We start from the raw sequence: 18077 nt of genomic DNA on the forward strand, positions 1-18077 counted from the left end.
TTTATGCAATAATGTTGCATGGATAAGATTGATCGAAATATTGTCACGATTTTGCAAAAGAATGCAGATGTGACAAATGCAGCATTGGCGGAACAGGTGAACCTGTCGCCCAGCAGTTGTTTGCGCCGGGTTCAGAGGCTTAAACGCACAGGCGTGATTAAGAAAACGGTGGCGATAATTGATGATAAAGTCTTGGGGCGCAATCTGATTGCGGTGGTTGAGGTCGATTTGGATCGACACGGTGCACAGGCACAGGCCGTTTTACACGAAAGATTAAGACAGGAAATTTCTGTGACGCAAGCTTATGGTATTACAGGGGAAAGCGATTGCCTGCTGATCCTGAAGCTTATGGATATGGATGAATATCGTCAGGTTTGTGAACGACTATTCAATCACGATAAAAATGTAATTCGTTTTCGGACGTCGTTTGTAATGAATGTGATTCAGTCTTGAACGTCTTCTCAATATGATCCCCAACGGGGAGGATGCTTTCAACAAACTGGCGCATAACTGGTGGGCAGTTGTTGAAAATCAAACCATGTGTTTCTTCATCATGCCAGCTTACAATGGCGTCGACATCCGCGATAAAGGGGATGTGAATGGTCACTTTTTGACCAATTGGCAAATATAGTCCCTTATACCGGGTTTGTAGCTTCATGCCTTTGATGGAAATGTCTTTGACCAGAATTTCATATTCACGGTCCTGAATGCGTACAGATGCGAGAAAATCAATACGTTGTCTTCTGTTTTTTCTATTCTCAGTTACCATTTCTATTCCGCCCCTTCTTATCCTTTTGAAGTAGTCTGGCATAAAATTGTATTAATTCAAAGTCATTTATTGTTTTCTTATGTTTTGTTAATAAACGCAGGGATTGTGGTGAGTTGCTGGATAAATTGGAATCGAGATAAAAAAACACCCTCGAAACACGGGGTTAGGAGGGTGCTGATACATAGGTATTAGGAGACAGCTTGCGCTTAACGCCAACCAGCCTGATCAAACATTTTAACGGCTTCTTTCTGATGAGTTGCAAATTTTGCCAGTTCAATATCGTCGGCCTTAAATTTGCCCCAAGCAGCAACGGTTGGTGAAAGCTCGATTCCATCACGTAACGGATATTCGAAGACATCTTTGGCATAGATAGCCTGTGCTTCGTCAGATGCGAGGAACTCGATCAGTTTAACCGCATTTTCTTTGTTTTTTGCAGATTTTGTCACACCGGCGCCGGAGATGTTAACATGAGCGCCCCGTCCATCTTGGTTCGGCCAGACAAGCTCTACTTTGTCTGCTGCAGCTTTTTGGGCGGCATCTTTGCCGGCTTGCATGCGGCCAAAATAATACGTGTTTCCAACAGCAACATCGCATTCACCAGCGGCAACAGCTTTGATTTGGTCACGATCCCCGCCCTGAGGTTTACGGGCCAGATTATCGACAACAGCTTTGGTCCATGCTGCGGCTTTTTCTTTACCGTTATGTTCGATTAATGAACCGAGCAAGGATTGGTTATAGATGTTACCGGAGGAACGAATGCAAATGCGACTGGCCCATTTCGGGTCGGCCAAATCTTCGTATGTGGTGATTTCGCCCGGCTTGACACGGTCTTTTGCGGTGAAGATAACACGTGAGCGCAAAGAGAGGCCAAACCATTGACCTTTCGGGTCACGATATTGTGCCGGGATCAATTTGGACAAGGTGTCAGATTCAACGGATTGAAGAACACCTGCATCTTCCGCACGGATCAAACGGCCAACATCGGCAGTGATCAGGATATCGGCAGGGCTGTTCATGCCTTCGCTTTTCAAGCGCTCCAGAAGAACGTCTGCTTTCCCATTCACCAGATTGACTTTAATCCCTGTGTTTTCTGTAAAGCGATCCAGCAAAGGACGGATGAGAACCTCTTTGCGGTAAGAGTAGATATTTACTTCTTCCGCCGCATTTGCGTTCATATTGAAAGAGGTCAAACCAACGATACCAGCCACAAGTGAAAGTGCGGTTTTGCTCAGTGATATTTTCTTCATGTTCAGTCCCATTAAGGTCAGAAGGTTGAATATGCGAATGATTTTCATTTCTGAATGGTTGATATCGCAAGTGAGAACGACTTGCAAGTAAAAAAGCAGCCCTCAATATGATTAAGAGCTGCTTAAGTTTTATCTATCTTATTGTTTTAAAGCTTAGTTCTATTCTGCGGCGGCGCTGACATGACCTTTAAATATTTCTTCAGCCATATGGTCGGCAATGACGGAGGTAGGCAGGTTGCGCGCATCTGATCGTTGGAAGATTTTTAAAAGCGTGTCGTAGATCTTGTGTGTCTTTGCTTTTACGACTTCCAAATCATAATCGTCGGTTTCGTGGGCCACGTTGATGAGACCGCCTGCGTTGATGACGTAATCAGGGGCGTAGAGAATCCCTTTTTCCATCAGAATTTCGCCATGACGGGCTTCGGCCAATTGATTGTTGGCTGCCCCTGCAACAATTTTGGTTTTTAGCTGGGGGATGGTGGTGTCATTAAGCGTCGACCCCAAGGCACAAGGGGCATAAACATCCACGTCTTGCCCGTAGATATCATCCAGTGCGACAACCTCTGCCCCAAATTCTGCAACGACACGGTTGAGGCTATCTTGATTGATATCGCAAGCGACCAGTTTTGCGCCCGCTTCGTGCAGGTATTTACACAGATAGTATCCGACATTGCCAACGCCTTGAACGGCGACGCGCATGTCTTTCAGGTCATCGGTCTCGTGTGTATGTTGCACGGCGGCTTTGACACCTAAAAAAGTCCCCAGCGCAGTCAAGGGGGAGGGATTGCCGCTGCCGCTGGATTTACCACGGACATGGGCTGTGCTTTCGCGAATATAGTCCATGTCCTGTACGGTGGTGCCGACATCTTCGGCGGTGATGTATTTACCGTTCAGGCTTTCAATGACGCGACCGAACGCACGCATCAAATCCGGCGTTTTGATTTTTTTGGCATCGCCAATAATTACGGATTTACCGCCGCCCAGTTCCAGACCGGCAACGGCGGCTTTGTAAGTCATCCCTTTGGAAAGACGTAACACGTCTGTCAGGGCGGCTTGTTCGTTTTCATAATTCCAGAATCGGGAACCGCCAAGTGCAGGACCCAGATTGGTGTTGTGGATTGCAATAATGCATTTCAAACCGGTTAATTCATCGCAACCAAACACAACATTTTCGTGCCCATCGAAATCGGGGGCCGTAAAGACAGACATGATCTTCTCCTGTTAAAAAATTCTTTTCATCTCGTTTCCTTTTATGTGTGTAATCCTGATGTGAATTCAAGAGTAAATATAGCTTAAATCATTGTTTTTATAGGTAATTTTTGGCAATGCAGCAATCGTTTCGAATCTTTCTGCTTTATGTTAAAACAAGGTAGCTTTCTTACGTTGAAAAATTGCGTTTGAAACTTTATTACTTTTTCTCGAATCGACGTGCTTGAGTGCAAGGCGACAGCGTGCTAACCATTGCGTCGAAATGGTTTTCTAAATAATAAAATTACCAAGGAGTAGGCGCGTGGCAGTCTTTCATGGGGGCAATTTAGCAGGTGCAGCACAGGCTTTTGGGGTGCCGTCACAGGGCTGGCTGGATTTATCGACCGGAATTAACCCCGCGCCCTATCCGATTCCCGATATTGAAAAAGGTTTGTGGACGCGTTTACCCGATCAGGAAGTGTTGGATGATTTAAAGGTCGCGGCGGCGCAATATTACGGGGTGGATGCCCCCTCGGACGTTATCCCTGTTTCCGGTACGCAGACCTTATTGCAAATTTTCCCGCATTTATTTGAAAAGCCCAAAGCCGTTCGTATTGTTGGACCAACTTATAAGGAACACGAATTCTGTTGGCGCTTGGCAGGACATGATGTTCGTGAAGTTGAAGATGTATTCGAAGCCATGAGCGACGGGGAAATCGTGATTGTGGTAAACCCTAACAATCCAACAGGGGATGTACATGCCCCTGACACATTGGTAAAGATGGCGGATGAATTGCATCAAAAAGGTGGTTTGTTGATTGTCGATGCAGCCTTTAGCGACTGCACACCAACACTGGATTTATCTGGTCATGTTGGACAACCGGGGTTGGTTGTTTTGCGTTCGTTCGGTAAGTTTTTTGGTCTGGCGGGTATTCGGTTGGGTTTTGTGCTGGCCAGTGGTGGGTTGGCAGAACGCCTGAAAGAAGGAATTGGCCCTTGGGCGGTGAATGGCCCGGCGATGGAAATTGCCAGACATGCTTTTCGCGATATTCACTGGATTAAACATACACGCGAGACTCTGGCCCGTTGTGCATTTCGTTTAGATGATATTTTAAGCAAAGGTGGTTTGCAGGTTGTTGGGGGAACATCCCTTTTTCGATATTGTTTTCACGAAAATGCAACAGGGGTTTATGAGGTTTTGGCCAAAAATGGTGTTCTCGTGCGCCCCTTTCCTGAACGCCCACAGTATTTGCGCGTCGGTCTTCCCGGTGAAGAAAAAGAGTGGCAAAGGTTGAACGACCTCATGGAAGTTATTAACTTGTGATGTTTGTCACAGTAAGAAATGCGAAAAAAATAGTATAGCTTCAGTAGAAGAACAAATCTTGAGGAAGGTAATTATGGCGCTCTACGAAGTCGCAATTTATAACGAGCTGGTGAAACGTGCGGTCGAAAATGGCGAACGGGCCAGTTATAGTGATGAATGGGCGGATGTTCATTATATTGAGATCAGCGCACGCGATGAAGCCGATGCACGTCGTAAGATTTTGACGAAATATCCCAAAGACCGTGGCTTTATCATAAAAGGAATTAGTCCTGCCTGATAAAGTAAATGTTAACAAACTGGTCCTACCATTATTCTAGTTATGAACATGAATAGGGAGGCAGCATCATGTTTGCCGTTGCGACCGGAAATCAAAAAACGTTTGAAGTTGGTATTTACAACAGAGAAGTCCGTGCATGCGTAAAAGAAAACAATACGCATCTGGATTATGGCGATGAATGGGCCGATGTTCACTATCAGAACGTCGTGGCTCAGGACAAAGCCGAAGCACTGACAATGATCAACGACCGTTATCCACCCGAACAGGGCTTTGTGATTGAGTCGTGTGAAATCGGTACACGCAGATATTAAGATGCACCAAGCAACAAGTTAGCGTTGCTTGGCGATTTCTGCGTCTCGTAAATCTTTACGACGAATTTTCCCTGTTGCTGTCAGGGGAAGCTGGTCGCAAAATTCAATATGGCGAGGGTATTCGTGCGGAGACAGTTTGTCTTTCACAAATACCCTTAATTCTTCTTCCAGTGTATCTGTGGCTTGAAAACCGTCTTTCAGGACGATGAAGGCTTTGACAGCTTCGGTGCGAATTGGGTCGGGGACACCGATAACAGCCGCCAAGGCGACACTTTGGTGTTTTGTCAGGCAGTCTTCAATTTCAGAGGGGCCGATCCGATAGCCTGCCGATGTAATCAAATCATCGTCTCGTCCGACAAAGAAGATATAGCCATCTTCATCCATATAACCGAGATCCCCCATAATCAGCCAACCGTTACGGTATTTTTTCTCGTTGGCTTGCGGGTTATCCCAATAGTGAAGCATCATAACCGGATCGCCTGCGCGCACAGCGATATCACCGATCTGACCGCGTTCAACCTCGTTCCCGTCGGCATCAATAATGCGCACATCATGTCCTGGGACCGGGCGACCCATTGAGCCGGGTTTTGTTTGCATAAGGACAGAGCAATTGGCAACGACAAGGTTGCATTCGGTTTGTCCGTAATATTCGTTTAATGTCAGACCAAACGCCCGTCGTCCCCATGCCAGAAGTTCTTCGCCCATCGGTTCGCCAGCAACAGTCACGGTGCGTAAATGCAAATCAAAATTTTCCGCGATGTTATCAACCTGACGCATAAGTTTAAGCGCTGTTGGCGGCATAAAGATATTACGGACTTTATGTTTCTCCATCAATTTTAAGGCATCGACCGGATCAAATTTCTTTGCACGATGGGCAAGGACGGGGATGCCCAAATACCATGCCCCCATAAGGATATTCATCAAGCCACCGATCCAGGCCCAGTCAGCAGGTGTCCAGAATAAATCACCGGATTGAGGGGGGAATTCTTGCGGCATACCAACGCCGGGGACGTGGCCCAACAGGGTACGATGGGCATGAAGGGCACCTTTTGGATTGCCGGTCGTCCCTGATGTATAGATGATGAGTGCCGGGTCTTCTGCACGTGTGTTAAGCGCGGTGAATTGATCGCTGCACTGTTGGGTTTGATGTTGAAAATCTTCACAACCTTCCACTGATCCATCGACAATAAAGATGAACTCAAGCGCCGGGAGTTTGTCACGCAAGGGGGCAATTTTTTTATAATTTTCACGATCTGTGACAAGGGCGCGTGTTTTGCTGTTGGCAAGGCGGAATTCCAAGGCTTCCTCTCGAAACAGGGTGAAGAGAGGGATGGAGATCAAACCGCTTTTCCATGCGGCAACGTGTGTTGAAGCTGTTTCGATAGATTGGGTCAGCAAAATAGCGACACGATCACCGGCTTGCATGCCTTTGTCTTGAAACAGGTTGGCAATCCGGTTGGAAAAAGAGCGAATATCACCAAAGCTATATCGTGTCACGCCTTCCTCGCCTTGATCCACGATCAAGGCAGTGGCGGCAGAATCACGTTCGGCATGGCGGTCACAAACGGCGACGCCCATATTGAAATGAGACGGTATATCCCACTTAAAAGCGGTGCAAACGTCGTTGTAGTTTGATTTCTTTTCCAGCATTCCACTCTCCCATATTTTTTATGATTGTAGGGGGAGTAAACAGTTTGGCAATCCCCATAACTGCGTAGGGGAGGGGCTATTTGTATAAATTATTCAGGGTTGGCAAACAGATCATAGACATTGACACCATTTAGGACAACGCCATCATAGCCTTCTTTTATAATGCCATACATAAAGGACATGTTGTTACCATAGATGATTTGTTGCCAGCTAGGGTGCCAGTATTTCACCAGATAACGATCCGAACTGTTGGGGGCAAGGTCCAGTAGCCAGGGCGGGTTACCCATTTTCCAGTCCGGTTTCCAGTAATAGGCCCCGGCGTAAGCTGTTCCAATATCCATCTGGGCAAGGACAGGGCGACGCGCCCCGAGTTTTTTATACTGCATCGTGCGTACGTTATGGGGACCAAAGACCTGTGCGCGATGATGGAAAACGTTAGTGACCACCATGTCGTAATTGGTGTTATGAATTTTCATGGCGTATTCCTCTGCACTGCCGATGCGGGAGGAATCGTTTACAAGAAGATAGTTTTTCACCAGACCGGCATTACTGATGGTATGGGAGTTTTCATGCAAAGGGCGTTTTGGCCAATTCGGTAGCTTGTTATTGTTAAACCCCATACCCGGTGCAACATAAGGCACAAAGTTATGTTTCATGGAAAAACGTAAGGCTTTGTCGATATCCACGGGTTTGGAGGCATAATCAAGCGTGAAAATTCGAAGACCGGCATCACGGGCAACTTTGAGGTCCGCGAGCATTTCTTCCTGTTCTTTTTTATCGGTTGGTACACCGAAACCTTCTTTACCATAGGACAGGGAAGGTTGGATAATACCGTCCAGAGATTTCATAAAAACGGAACTCGGAGCGCTGATTTGCTGGTCAATATCGACGATTTGCGTCAAAAGCCCTGTTCCATCGTTTACAATAACAAGGAAGTCGCGTTTGAATTGGCGCCCATATTTGGCGATACCCTGAACGAATTTGCGCATTTCTTCTGCATAATCGACCAAGGGATCAGCAAGAAATAAATCAGGTTCTTGCGTTGGTTGATCGGTCAGTACTTTCCCTTGGGAACGGAGCTGGGCGTGTGCTGGTGTTGCCAGAAGCGACAACCCGACAGCTAAGGAAAAGCAAAAACTTGTCAATGTTCGTTTCATAGGGTTCACGTTCAATTTAATTTCAACTGCTTGCGGACCTCTTGTGCGATGGCGAGACTTGAGGTCAATCCCGGTGATTCTATGCCGAATAAGTTTATAAAACCTAAAATACCATGATCTTGTGGCCCTTGAATAAGGAAATCACGCGCTTCTTCATCAGGGCGTTGTATTTTGGGGCGCACGCCTGAATAATCGGCATGCAAGTCGCCGTCTTTTAAATCGGGCCAATAGCGCCGGATCGCATCATAGAATTTTTCACCGCGTGTTGGATCGACATTATAGTCAATGTTATCACCGTTATCCAACCATTGAACATCGGGGCCAAAACGGGCTTGTCCCCCCATATCCAATGTCAAATGAACGCCCAGACCCGCATTTTCAGGGACCGGATAAATCAGATGGTTAAAGGGGGCCTTACATCCCAGTGAAAAATAATTCCCTTTGCAGTAATAATCGTTGGGGATCAGCTTTTCATCGATACCATTGATTTCACGTGCCAATGAAATGGCATTGAGCCCGGCAGAGTTAACGACAATATCAGCACTGATTGTCATGGGCATATCGCCCCCGACTTCAAGTGTCATGCCGTTTTGTGTGACCTCACCACGCAGAACGGGACTGTTCAGGGCGAGCATGGCCCCATGATCTTCCGCATCGCCCTGTAAGGCCAGCATAAAGGCATGGGTGTCCAAAATGCCCGTTGATGGTGACAGCAAAGCCGCTTTCGCATTCAGGTTTGGTTCTTTTTTGAGAACGCTATCCTGATCAAGCCAGACAAGATCGTCTACGCCGTTATGAGCAGCTTTTTCACGAATGGCATGAAGGGCGTCGACTTGTGCGTCAGACGTTGCCACAATCAATTTTCCAAGCCGTTTGTAAGGGACACCATGACTATCGCAGAAGTCATAGATCAGATGTTTACCTTCAACACATAAACGGGCTTTTAAGCTGTCTTTGGGATAATAAATCCCGGCATGGATCACTTCACTGTTGCGCGAACTGGTGCCCATACCAATGGCTTGATTGGCTTCAAGGATAATGACTTCTTTACCACATTGGGCCAATTCACGGGCAACGGCCAGTCCGACAACACCCGCCCCAATGACAATAGCATTTACATGTTCGCTCATTGCAAGAGACCTCAAATAATATTAGTGCTTTTTGCTTTCCAGTTCGTGCAGGTATGCAATAACGCTTTCGGTCACCGGATTATACTGAGCGGGTTGTTTTTCATTGAGGGCCATATTGTAGATGCCGCTGCAATTTTTGTTGGCTACTTCGTTTTCTTTTTCCCACTTTTTTTCAACCAGTTTGATAAAGCGTGAGATATAGCCCGGCTGAATTTCCGTGATACCTTGTTTTTCACTGAAATTGTGAATCAGGTTTAACAGATGATTGACCTTTTCAGGTTCTTCCAGCTTTTTATAAAGGCTTGTGCAGCCGATTGCACTGTAGAGAAAGCCTTCTTCCTGACTGACATCTCCGCTTTCATAGAGGATAAAAACAGAAACGGAAATAAAGAGTGCCAAAAAACCGGCGACAATAATCAGTGCGTTTTTCATTTTATTCGTCCAAATATAAGATTGCGCCCACGCTACTGTGTTCCTTGCAAAAAGACAAGAGATCGAACTACATTAGGGCAACGAAAATAAATGAGATTGGTGCTATGTGCTCTGAAATAGTGAAATCCGTCTGTCCTCACGATTGTCCCAGCGTTTGCCCGCTGGAAGTGGAAAAATTGGGCGCACAACGGATCGGAAAGGTAAAAGGCAGTTCTGAAAACCCGTTTACGGGCGGCCTTCTGTGTGGAAAAGTTTCCAGATATCAAGAACGTATTCATCACCCTGATCGCTTGCTTTACCCCTTAAAACGAACAGGGGCCAAGGGAAGCGGACAATTTGAACGCATTTCATGGGATCAAGCCTATGATGAAATCTGTTCCAATTTAACCCGGATCCAGAAGGAAGACGGTGCAGAAGCCATTTGGCCGTTTTACTATGCAGGCACAATGGGATATTTGATGCGCAATGGCATCAATCGGTTATCCCATACATTGGGGTTCAGTGCCATGCAGGGGACCTATTGTGTGGCCTTAAGCGGTCCGGGCTGGCTATCCGGTGTCGGGGCGCAATATGGCCCAGATGTACAGGAAATGAAAAAATCAGAACTGATTGTGATTTGGGGGCTGAATGCGGTTTCCAGTCAAATCCATTTAATGACCCACGCCCTTGCCGGGGTGCGCAATGGGGCAAAACTGATTGTTGTTGATCCTTATAAAAATAAAACAGCTGATAAAGCCCATATGCATATTGCTTTGCGCCCCGGTACCGATGGGGCGCTTGCCTGTGCCGTGATGCATTTGCTGTTTAAAGAAGGATATGCTGATCGGGAATACTTGGCAAAATATACTGACGTACCGCAAGAACTGGAAGAACATTTAAAGGATAAGACACCGCAATGGGCCGCTGAAATTACCGGATTACCAGTTCATACGATTGAAAGTTTTGCCCGTCTTTATGGAAGTACAAAAAAAAGCTTCCTACGTGTTGGTCATGGCATGACCCGTTCGCGCAATGGGGCGCATAATATGCATGCGGTCTCCTGTTTGCCTGCCGTCACGGGGGCATGGCAGTATGAAGGCGGCGGCGCCTTATATGGGCAAAGCGGATTGGCAAAACTGAACTTAAACCTGATTGAAGCCAAAGACGGGGGCAAACGCGGTGCCCGTATTCTGGACCAATCACGTATTGGGGAAATTCTGAATGGCAGCCCTGAGGCTTTGAAAGGTGGATCCGCAGTTAAGGCCTTATTTATCCAAAATACCAATCCGGTTGCCGTTGCCCCGGATACTGAGGCGGTGCGCGCTGGATTTATGCGGGATGATTTGTTTACCTGCGTGCATGAACAGTTTATGACCGAAACGGCAAAAATGGCCGACATTGTTTTACCGGCTACGATGTTTTTGGAACATGATGATCTATATACCGCCAGCGGTCATTGCACATTGCAGGTTGCCAAGGCTGTTTTGGAACCGGCCGGGGAATGTAAATCCAACCATGAAGTCGTAAGTACCCTTGCAAAACGCTTGGGCGCAACACATCAAAGCTTTGATCTGAGTGACCGAGAAATCGTGGAAGAAACGTTACAGGCCTCAGGTTATCCGCCGATGGATGACATTATCGAAAAAACCGGACATGATTTAACCCCTTCATTTGAAAAGGCTCATTTCTTGAACGGTTTTGCACATCCTGATGGTAAGTTCCGTTTTAAACCGGATTGGCCTGCGCTGGGACCGTTGGGGGCTGAAATGCCGGAATTGCCGGATCATTGGAATGTGATTGATGAAAAATCAGAGGAACGCCCTTATCGTTTGATCACACCGCCGTCGCAAAACTTTTTGAACAGTACCTTTAGTGAAACCAAAACGTCACGCATTAAAGAACGCTGTCCTGAGGTTAAGGTGAATGAACGTGTCATGCGCCGCCTTGGTATTGCAGAAGGGGAACTTGTGCGGATCGGGAATGAACGCGGCAATGTTCTGTTGAATGCCGTTGCGGTAAAAGGCCAACATGAAGACACGCTTGTTGTGGAAGGGATCTGGCCGAACGAAAGCTTTATCGAAGGTAAGGGAATTAATACGTTGGTGTCATCACAACCGGGATATCCCAACAATGGTGCAGTTTTTCACGATACCTCTGTTTGGTTGGAGGTGCCAAACGCATGACCGCGCATGTCATCGTTTTCGGGAATGAAAAAGGCGGCAGTGGGAAATCCACTGTCGCCATGCATGTGATTGCCGCCCTTTTGGATCATGGACTTCAGGTCGGGTCCCTTGATCTGGATTTACGTCAGGGCACATTATCGCGATATGTGGAAAATCGGACCAAGGCACAACGTTTGTTAAAGGCACCGGACCATGTGCGAATTGTGGAAGACAACGGTCATTTTGAGGATGCGTTTCAACGATTGAGCGAAGCAGAAGATGTAATCGTAATTGATACCCCAGGACATGACAGTCCATTGGGGCGTCTGGCCCATAGTTTTGCCGATACGTTGGTAACCCCCTTAAATGACAGCTTTATTGATCTCGATGTCTTGGCGCGTGTGAACGGGGAAAGCTTGAAAATCGAACGACCCAGCCATTATGCGGAAACCGTCTGGAAGCAACGGCAACTGAAAATGCATAAAAATCCGGGTGCCGTGGTTGATTGGATTGTTCTTCGCAACCGCCTCAGCCATTTGGACGCACGTAATAAACGCGATATGGAAGGATTGCTGGATGCTTTGTCAAAACGGATTGGTTGTCGTGTCGTCAGTGGTTTCGGTGAACGGGTGATTTATCGCGAACTTTTTCTAAAAGGCCTAACGATGATGGATATGAAAGGGGACGAACTTTCCATGTCACATGTCGCCGCCCGTCAAGAAGTCCGAAACTTGGTCGAGGCGATGAACTTGCCTTGTTTAAAAGGATGAGAGGATTATGATCGCCTATCTCGTACTTGGATTTGCCCTTTTATTGTGCCTGTACCTTTTGGGGCGTTGGTTTATTGAAGCAAACCCAAAAGACGTGATCCGGGTATTGAAATGGGGGATCGGTCTTTTACTTCTGTTACTTATCGTATTTTTGCTTGTCAGTGGTCGGTTGGGCTGGGCGCTGGCGGGGCTTCCGGCTTTATATGTCTGGTTTCGCCGTTTCCATAGTTTGTTTAATATCGGAAAAACGGCCCGATCATGGTATGGCCAAGGACAAAAAGAACAAAAAACAACGCCACCACGTGACGGGATGACACGACAGGAAGCATTGGCCATTTTGGGTTTGGAAGAAGGCGCGAGGCCTGAGGAAATAAAAGCTGCTTACCATCGCTTGATTGCACAAGTACATCCAGATAAAGGAGGATCGGATTATTTGGCGTCTCAAATCAATCAGGCAAAGGATATCTTGCTGAATGATTAAATGTTTTTGGTATATGCTGCTTGGGGGACTTCTTGCGTTTTCCCCTAATCGCGCGTTGGCGGTTGAATTTTGCGATATGCAAAGCGTTGTTGCGACTTATAAAGCAGCGCTTCATCGGAAAAAATATGGGGATGTAGAAAGCGCACACAAGACCTTTCTGAAGCTGGCCCATGCGGCGGTTGCCCCGGCGCAGCGGCATGTCGCTGAATATTTTCTAGAAGAAGCCCGCGGTGATATGGCGCTGGAAAAGGCGATTATGTGGTCACAATTGGCGACATGGGGTGGAGATGCGGCCGCACAGGATATCGTTAAGCGCGCGGTTGATTCTGCAAGGCATCAGGTTGCGAATACAGGATTGGCGTGGGCGAAAGATTGGCGGCCATCAAAAGCCGATTGTGGTTTGGGGGCAGGTGAACAACAAAAAGGGGATGATTTTCAGGTTGTCGGACGTTTTCCCATTATCCGCCACGAAAAATTAGATGAAGATATTTTTGCTGCTTTTGCAACTCGTTTGGGCGAAGCGTTCAGTGAAGTAGAAGCCGTTGCCCCTTATTTTGCACCATTGGTGCAGCTTATACCTGCCTTGGAAATTTTACCATCGGGTGAAGGAAGTGATCGTTTCATTCAATGGGGTGAGGAAAATGAATGGGTGCAGGTTTCTGCCGGTTTCTTACATGATCAATCACCGCGACAATTGGCGTACAGTCTTGTACTGGTCGCACAGCGTCATTTGTTTGCAAAACTGGATGACGCTGAATTTCAGGATCAGATAGCCACTCGGTACGGGAAAATAAAGATTTATGGGTCGCTTTATGGGGATGTCAAAACGAAAGAGTTTCTTTCGCAAATGAGTGAAGCGATCAAGCGAGCACGTGAGCTTCCTGTCATCTTGCGTGATAAGGTAAATTTTCTGGATGAGATCCATTATATGCCGCCATCACGCTACCACGATAGACGTTTTCCCGATAGCAAGTTGTTTGCGACGTATGATTATCGACGCAGTCACCCAGAAAAACGCATGATGGTTGTGACACACGAAATAGCCTTTCAAACGGTTGAAGAACTCATTCTGGAATTGGTTAGAGTCGGTGAACTTGCCCAACAGCATGTGCGTATTGAAGGTATGAAAGGGCAGGTGAATAGCAAAAAACGCGAAGATGCCATTTTGCAGGCGTTGCAGGGAAACCTGAAAAAAATGGAAGAAGCCTTCACCGGACAAACCGCCAAAAAACAAGAAAGTGTAACGGCATGGGAGGCCAACGGCCCGGATGCTGTTACCAAGGTTTATTGCGAGTCTGTTTATGCACAGGTAAAAGCGGCCATTGCCTTGAAGATGGATGCGATTTCCGCCAGTCAAACGATCAAATTCCGTAATTGTGCAAAAGCGAGAAAGGTATGGCGGGATTATCGCAGCGGTGAAACAAAAAAATAGTGTAATTTGAGTGCGCGTTTGCTTGCGTTACACAGCATGCTGTGGCACAAAGCCGTGTCCAGAATTGATGTAATCTAGGGGATGAATATGACAAAACCAGTCAGGAAAGCTATCTTCCCGGTTGGCGGGTTGGGGACACGTTTCTTACCTGCGACCAAAGCCTTGCCAAAGGAGATGCTGCCTGTTGTGGATAAACCTCTTATTCAATATGCGGTTGAAGAAGCAATTGCTGCCGGTATTGAACAGTTCATCTTTGTAACAGGGCGCGGAAAAACGGCGCTGGAAGATCATTTTGACCATTCTTACGAACTAGAAGATACATTGGTCGAAAAGGGTAAAACAGACATCCACAAAGCGGTTTTGGACATTTTGCCCGAACCCGGTAAAGTGTTTTACACACGGCAAATGAAGCCGAAAGGCCTTGGTCATGCCGTTTGGTGCGCCAAAGAACTGATCGGTGATGAACCTTTTGCAGTTTTGTTGGCTGATGATTTGGTCTTGGCGCAGAATAAATGCTGCCTTGCCCAGATGATTGATGTTTACAATCAAACTGGTGGAAACGTGGTTGCGATCGAAGAAGTACCACGCGAAGAAACTTATAAATACGGTGTGCTGAATGTGGTAGAAGATGATGGTCGTATTGCACAGGCAAATGGCCTTGTTGAAAAGCCTGATCCACAAGATGCACCGTCAAACCTATCCATTATTGGTCGTTATATCCTGCAGCCGGAAGTGTTCGCACAGTTGGATAAACAGGAAACGGGCGCCGGGAATGAAATTCAATTAACCGATGCGATGGCCAAGACAATCCCTGATGTTGAATTTAGAGGGTTGCGTTTTGAAGGTCGACGTTATGATTGTGGCTCGAAGTTGGGTTTTATCGAAGCCAACCTAGCCTTTGCCTTAGCTCGTGATGATCTGCGCGATGGTGTGCAGCACATTTTGAGCGAACTCACACAATAGATTTAAGTATTAGGAAATCCAATGCGTATTGCAATGATTGGTACCGGGTATGTTGGCCTTGTTTCCGGTGCATGTTTTTCGGAATTTGGGACCAACGTCACCTGCGTCGATAAAGACGAAACAAAGATTGCCAAGCTGCATGAAAATATTATGCCGATTTTTGAGCCGGGGCTTGATAAGTTGGTGGAAAATAATGTCAGTGGCGGACGTTTGGAATTTACAACGGACCTGACAGAGGCCGTGAAGGCAGCCGATGCGGTTTTTATCGCTGTTGGGACACCGACACGCCGTGGTGATGGTCATGCGGATTTGTCTTATGTTTATGCGGCTGCCAAAGAAATTGCAGAAGCGATGGATGGCTATACGGTTATTGTCAATAAATCCACGGTTCCGGTAGGTACCGGAGATGAAGTTGAAAAAATTATCCGTGAAACACGCCCTGATGCCGAATTTGATGTGGTCTCAAATCCGGAGTTTCTGCGTGAAGGTTCCGCGATCGAAGACTTTATGCGCCCGGACCGGGTGGTGATCGGTACGGAAAGTGAGCGTGCGCAAGAAGTGATGCGCCAACTCTATCGTCCGTTGCACCTGATTGAAACACCGATCCTGTTTACACAACGCCGCACGTCGGAATTGATCAAATATGCAGCGAATACGTTTTTGGCGGCAAAAATTACCTTCATCAATGAAATTGCAGATTTGTGTGAAAAGGTTGGCGCAGACGTTCAGGCGGTTTCCAAAGGGATTGGTCTGGATGGACGGATTGGTAAAAAATTCCTGCATGCCGGTCCCGGTTATGGCGGGTCCTGTTTCCCAAAAGATACATTGGCTTTGGTGCGTACTGCCCAACAGTTTGACAGCCCTTTAAAGATTATCGAGACGGTTGTCGAAGTAAATGCCGAGCGTAAAAAGAAAATGGCGCAGAAGGTGATTGAAGCCTGCGGCGGGTCTGTTGACGGGAAACGCGTTGCTGTTCTTGGCGTTGCCTTTAAACCCAATACGGACGATATGCGCGATTCACCAAGTCTTGATATCATCCCGGCATTGCAGTCTGCCGGCGCGGATATTGTTGCCTTTGATCCCGAAGCCATGACGGAAGCCAAGGAATTACTACCCAATGTGGAATGGAAAGAAAATTCTTATGACACGATGGAAGGCGCAGACGCACTTGTCATTATTACGGAATGGAATGAATTCCGTCTGTTGGATTTAAAACGGGTCAAAGAGCTGTTGAAAGCTCCGGTGATGGTTGATTTGCGCAATATCTATAATCGTCAGGAAATGAAAGAAGCCGGATTTGAGTATAGCTGTATTGGCCGACCCAAACTGGAAGTTTAAATTTATCCATAAAATCCCCGCTTTCAGCGGGGGTTTTTGTACGTAGGTTATAAAGGGGAAATAGATATGACGGTCTCCATCAATCCCAATATTTTGCGCGAGTACGATATTCGCGGCATTGTGGGTGATACTTTTACCGAAGAAGCTGTTGAACAATTGGGGCGCGCCTTTGGGACACGCGTTGTGCGTGCTGGCGGCAAATCCGTTGCTGTCGGATATGATGGGCGACTGAGTTCACCTGCACTGGCAGCCGCAGCCGTCAGAGGTTTGACAGCCTGTGGGCTTCAGGTTTTCGAAGTAGGCCGTGGTCCTACGCCGATGCTTTATTATGCGACCTATGCGTTGAACAGTGATGCGGGGCTGATGATTACAGGCTCGCATAATCCGCCGGATTATAACGGTATGAAACTAATGCTGTCCGGCTTGTCCTTCTTCGGTGCCGATATCCAAGACCTTGGGCGTCTGATTGAAGCTCAGGATTTTGAGAACGGGGAAGGGGAGAGTGCACAGCGCCCTCTGCTGAATGGGTATGTAGAACGCATTCTGTCCGATTTTAAACCCGGGCGAGATTTGAAAATTGCATGGGATGCGGGGAATGGTGTGGCAGGTGAAGCCATGCGCATGATCTGTGACAAACTCCCCGGTCAGCATTCTTTATTGTTTGAAGATATTGACGGGACATTCCCGAACCATCACCCCGATCCAACCGTTGAAAAAAACCTTGTGGATTTAAAAAAGTGTGTTGCCGATCAAGCTTGTGACCTTGGTATTGCTTTTGATGGGGATGGGGATCGCATTGGGGTGGTTGATAGTCAAGGCCGCGTGCTTTGGGGGGATCAGCTTATGGTCATTTGGGCAAAGGAGATTTTGTCGCGTCAACCCGGTTCGACCATTATCGCAGATGTCAAAGCATCTCAGGTTTTGTTTGATGAAATTGCACGTATGGGCGGTCAGCCGATGATGTGGAAAACCGGGCATTCCCTGATTAAATCTAAGATGAAAGAGCTTGAGTCCCCGTTTGCCGGTGAGATGAGCGGCCATATTTTCTTTAAGGATGGCTATTACGGTTTTGATGATGCACTTTATGCGGCAATCCGGTTGATCTCGATTTTGACGCAAACGGATGAAACGCTGGATAGCATGCTGGATGGCATGCCGAAAATGATCAATACACCGGAATTACGTTTTGACTGCCCTGAAGATCGCAAATTTGCTGTTGCAGAAGAAGTCAAGGCACGCTTGGCCGGGGATGCGACCCTTAAGGTGATTGATGTGGATGGGGTGCGTGTTGTCACTGAGGATGGCTGGTGGCTATTACGGGCCTCTAACACGCAACCGGTTCTTGTGGCACGTTGTGAAGCAAAGGATGAGGCTGGATTGAACCGTTTGAAAGCAAACTTGGTGGAACAACTGGAAGCCAGCCAAATTGCAGCACCGGATTTTTAGAGCCTCCTCTAAAATACACAG

At 47.1% G+C, this 18077-nt stretch carries 18 protein-coding genes; 11 read left to right on the forward strand and 7 right to left on the reverse strand.

The features are described 5' to 3' along the window. Window positions 1-18 precede the first annotated feature (18 nt). A complete protein-coding gene (locus tag ACN0VA_RS08140) occupies window positions 19-453 on the forward strand; it encodes an Lrp/AsnC family transcriptional regulator (protein WP_417820662.1) in 435 nt (144 codons plus the stop codon). Here ACN0VA_RS08140 and ACN0VA_RS08145 read toward each other — a convergent pair. The 3 genes from ACN0VA_RS08145 to ACN0VA_RS08155 form a co-directional block, all read right to left on the reverse strand. Then, window positions 389-769, reverse strand: coding sequence for a PilZ domain-containing protein (locus ACN0VA_RS08145; RefSeq protein ID WP_417820663.1), 381 nt, complete (start codon window positions 767-769; stop codon window positions 389-391). The genes ACN0VA_RS08140 and ACN0VA_RS08145 overlap by 65 nt on opposite strands. 206 nt (window positions 770-975) lie before the next feature. After that, on the reverse strand, window positions 976-2016 hold the full coding sequence (locus ACN0VA_RS08150; protein WP_417820664.1) for a Fe(3+) ABC transporter substrate-binding protein: 1041 nt from the start codon (window positions 2014-2016) through the stop codon (window positions 976-978). A 159-nt stretch (window positions 2017-2175) separates the two neighbouring features. Then, on the reverse strand, window positions 2176-3225 hold the full coding sequence (locus tag ACN0VA_RS08155) for a Glu/Leu/Phe/Val family dehydrogenase (RefSeq protein WP_417820665.1): 1050 nt from the start codon (window positions 3223-3225) through the stop codon (window positions 2176-2178). 301 nt (window positions 3226-3526) lie between these two features. Between ACN0VA_RS08155 and cobD the strand changes: the two genes are divergently transcribed. From cobD to ACN0VA_RS08170, 3 genes are all read left to right on the forward strand, one after another. Next, on the forward strand, window positions 3527-4528 hold the full coding sequence (gene cobD, locus ACN0VA_RS08160; protein ID WP_417820666.1) for a threonine-phosphate decarboxylase CobD: 1002 nt from the start codon (window positions 3527-3529) through the stop codon (window positions 4526-4528). 73 nt (window positions 4529-4601) lie between these two features. After that, window positions 4602-4805: a hypothetical protein gene (locus tag ACN0VA_RS08165; RefSeq protein WP_188663977.1), complete on the forward strand. Its 204-nt coding sequence runs from the start codon at window positions 4602-4604 to the stop codon at window positions 4803-4805. Between the two features lie 68 nt (window positions 4806-4873). After that, window positions 4874-5116, forward strand: a complete 243-nt coding sequence (locus ACN0VA_RS08170; protein ID WP_417820667.1) for a hypothetical protein — start codon at window positions 4874-4876, stop codon at window positions 5114-5116. Window positions 5117-5134: 18 nt separating this feature from the next. Here the strand turns inward: ACN0VA_RS08170 and ACN0VA_RS08175 are convergent, their stop codons facing one another. The 4 genes from ACN0VA_RS08175 to ACN0VA_RS08190 form a co-directional block, all read right to left on the reverse strand. Then, window positions 5135-6766 carry an acyl-CoA synthetase gene (locus ACN0VA_RS08175; RefSeq protein ID WP_417820668.1) on the reverse strand — a complete coding sequence of 544 codons (1632 nt, stop codon included), beginning with the start codon at window positions 6764-6766 and terminating at the stop codon, window positions 5135-5137. Between the two features lie 89 nt (window positions 6767-6855). Next, entirely contained in the window at window positions 6856-7923 is a 1068-nt protein-coding gene (locus ACN0VA_RS08180; protein WP_417820669.1) for a hypothetical protein, read from the reverse strand. An 11-nt stretch (window positions 7924-7934) separates the two neighbouring features. Next, window positions 7935-9053 (reverse strand): NAD(P)/FAD-dependent oxidoreductase, encoded by a 1119-nt coding sequence (locus ACN0VA_RS08185; protein WP_417820670.1) that lies wholly within the window; start codon window positions 9051-9053, stop codon window positions 7935-7937. A gap of 21 nt (window positions 9054-9074) precedes the next feature. Beyond that, complete coding sequence (locus tag ACN0VA_RS08190) at window positions 9075-9485, reverse strand: hypothetical protein (RefSeq protein ID WP_417820671.1); 411 nt, start codon at window positions 9483-9485, stop codon at window positions 9075-9077. A 104-nt stretch (window positions 9486-9589) separates the two neighbouring features. Between ACN0VA_RS08190 and ACN0VA_RS08195 the strand changes: the two genes are divergently transcribed. The 7 genes from ACN0VA_RS08195 (at window position 9590) to pgmG (ending at window position 18056) form a co-directional block, all read left to right on the forward strand. Further along, window positions 9590-11647: a molybdopterin-dependent oxidoreductase gene (locus tag ACN0VA_RS08195; RefSeq protein WP_417820672.1), complete on the forward strand. Its 2058-nt coding sequence runs from the start codon at window positions 9590-9592 to the stop codon at window positions 11645-11647. Beyond that, the gene (locus ACN0VA_RS08200) at window positions 11644-12396 is read left to right on the forward strand and encodes a division plane positioning ATPase MipZ (RefSeq protein WP_417820673.1); all 753 of its coding nucleotides are present in this window, start codon (window positions 11644-11646) and stop codon (window positions 12394-12396) included. Before ACN0VA_RS08195 ends, ACN0VA_RS08200 begins: the two co-directional genes overlap by 4 nt. 7 nt (window positions 12397-12403) lie before the next feature. Continuing rightward, window positions 12404-12877 (forward strand): DnaJ domain-containing protein, encoded by a 474-nt coding sequence (locus ACN0VA_RS08205; RefSeq protein ID WP_417820674.1) that lies wholly within the window; start codon window positions 12404-12406, stop codon window positions 12875-12877. Continuing rightward, window positions 12870-14309 (forward strand): hypothetical protein, encoded by a 1440-nt coding sequence (locus ACN0VA_RS08210; protein ID WP_417820675.1) that lies wholly within the window; start codon window positions 12870-12872, stop codon window positions 14307-14309. Before ACN0VA_RS08205 ends, ACN0VA_RS08210 begins: the two co-directional genes overlap by 8 nt. A gap of 87 nt (window positions 14310-14396) precedes the next feature. Further along, window positions 14397-15272: a UTP--glucose-1-phosphate uridylyltransferase GalU gene (galU, locus tag ACN0VA_RS08215; protein WP_417820676.1), complete on the forward strand. Its 876-nt coding sequence runs from the start codon at window positions 14397-14399 to the stop codon at window positions 15270-15272. A 21-nt stretch (window positions 15273-15293) separates the two neighbouring features. Then, window positions 15294-16610 carry a UDP-glucose dehydrogenase family protein gene (locus ACN0VA_RS08220; protein WP_417820677.1) on the forward strand — a complete coding sequence of 439 codons (1317 nt, stop codon included), beginning with the start codon at window positions 15294-15296 and terminating at the stop codon, window positions 16608-16610. 66 nt (window positions 16611-16676) lie between these two features. Then, window positions 16677-18056: a phosphoglucomutase/phosphomannomutase PgmG gene (gene pgmG, locus ACN0VA_RS08225; RefSeq protein WP_417820678.1), complete on the forward strand. Its 1380-nt coding sequence runs from the start codon at window positions 16677-16679 to the stop codon at window positions 18054-18056. Window positions 18057-18077: the final 21 nt, after the last annotated feature.

The organism is Terasakiella sp. (assembly GCF_048267425.1).
Lineage (GTDB): Bacteria > Pseudomonadota > Alphaproteobacteria > Rhodospirillales > Terasakiellaceae > Terasakiella.

Coding starts and splice junctions, on each gene's coding strand:
- galU (WP_417820676.1), top strand. CDS start 14,397: ATGACAAAACCAGTCAGGAAAGCTATCTTCCCGGTTGGCGGGTTGGGG.
- ACN0VA_RS08150 (WP_417820664.1), bottom strand. CDS start 2,016: ATGAAGAAAATATCACTGAGCAAAACCGCACTTTCACTTGTGGCTGGT.
- ACN0VA_RS08220 (WP_417820677.1), top strand. CDS start 15,294: ATGCGTATTGCAATGATTGGTACCGGGTATGTTGGCCTTGTTTCCGGT.
- ACN0VA_RS08190 (WP_417820671.1), bottom strand. CDS start 9,485: ATGAAAAACGCACTGATTATTGTCGCCGGTTTTTTGGCACTCTTTATT.
- ACN0VA_RS08140 (WP_417820662.1), top strand. CDS start 19: ATGGATAAGATTGATCGAAATATTGTCACGATTTTGCAAAAGAATGCA.
- ACN0VA_RS08210 (WP_417820675.1), top strand. CDS start 12,870: ATGATTAAATGTTTTTGGTATATGCTGCTTGGGGGACTTCTTGCGTTT.
- ACN0VA_RS08165 (WP_188663977.1), top strand. CDS start 4,602: ATGGCGCTCTACGAAGTCGCAATTTATAACGAGCTGGTGAAACGTGCG.
- ACN0VA_RS08155 (WP_417820665.1), bottom strand. CDS start 3,225: ATGTCTGTCTTTACGGCCCCCGATTTCGATGGGCACGAAAATGTTGTG.
- ACN0VA_RS08145 (WP_417820663.1), bottom strand. CDS start 769: ATGGTAACTGAGAATAGAAAAAACAGAAGACAACGTATTGATTTTCTC.
- ACN0VA_RS08170 (WP_417820667.1), top strand. CDS start 4,874: ATGTTTGCCGTTGCGACCGGAAATCAAAAAACGTTTGAAGTTGGTATT.
- ACN0VA_RS08175 (WP_417820668.1), bottom strand. CDS start 6,766: ATGCTGGAAAAGAAATCAAACTACAACGACGTTTGCACCGCTTTTAAG.
- ACN0VA_RS08185 (WP_417820670.1), bottom strand. CDS start 9,053: ATGAGCGAACATGTAAATGCTATTGTCATTGGGGCGGGTGTTGTCGGA.
- ACN0VA_RS08195 (WP_417820672.1), top strand. CDS start 9,590: ATGTGCTCTGAAATAGTGAAATCCGTCTGTCCTCACGATTGTCCCAGC.
- pgmG (WP_417820678.1), top strand. CDS start 16,677: ATGACGGTCTCCATCAATCCCAATATTTTGCGCGAGTACGATATTCGC.
- ACN0VA_RS08205 (WP_417820674.1), top strand. CDS start 12,404: ATGATCGCCTATCTCGTACTTGGATTTGCCCTTTTATTGTGCCTGTAC.
- ACN0VA_RS08200 (WP_417820673.1), top strand. CDS start 11,644: ATGACCGCGCATGTCATCGTTTTCGGGAATGAAAAAGGCGGCAGTGGG.
- ACN0VA_RS08180 (WP_417820669.1), bottom strand. CDS start 7,923: ATGAAACGAACATTGACAAGTTTTTGCTTTTCCTTAGCTGTCGGGTTG.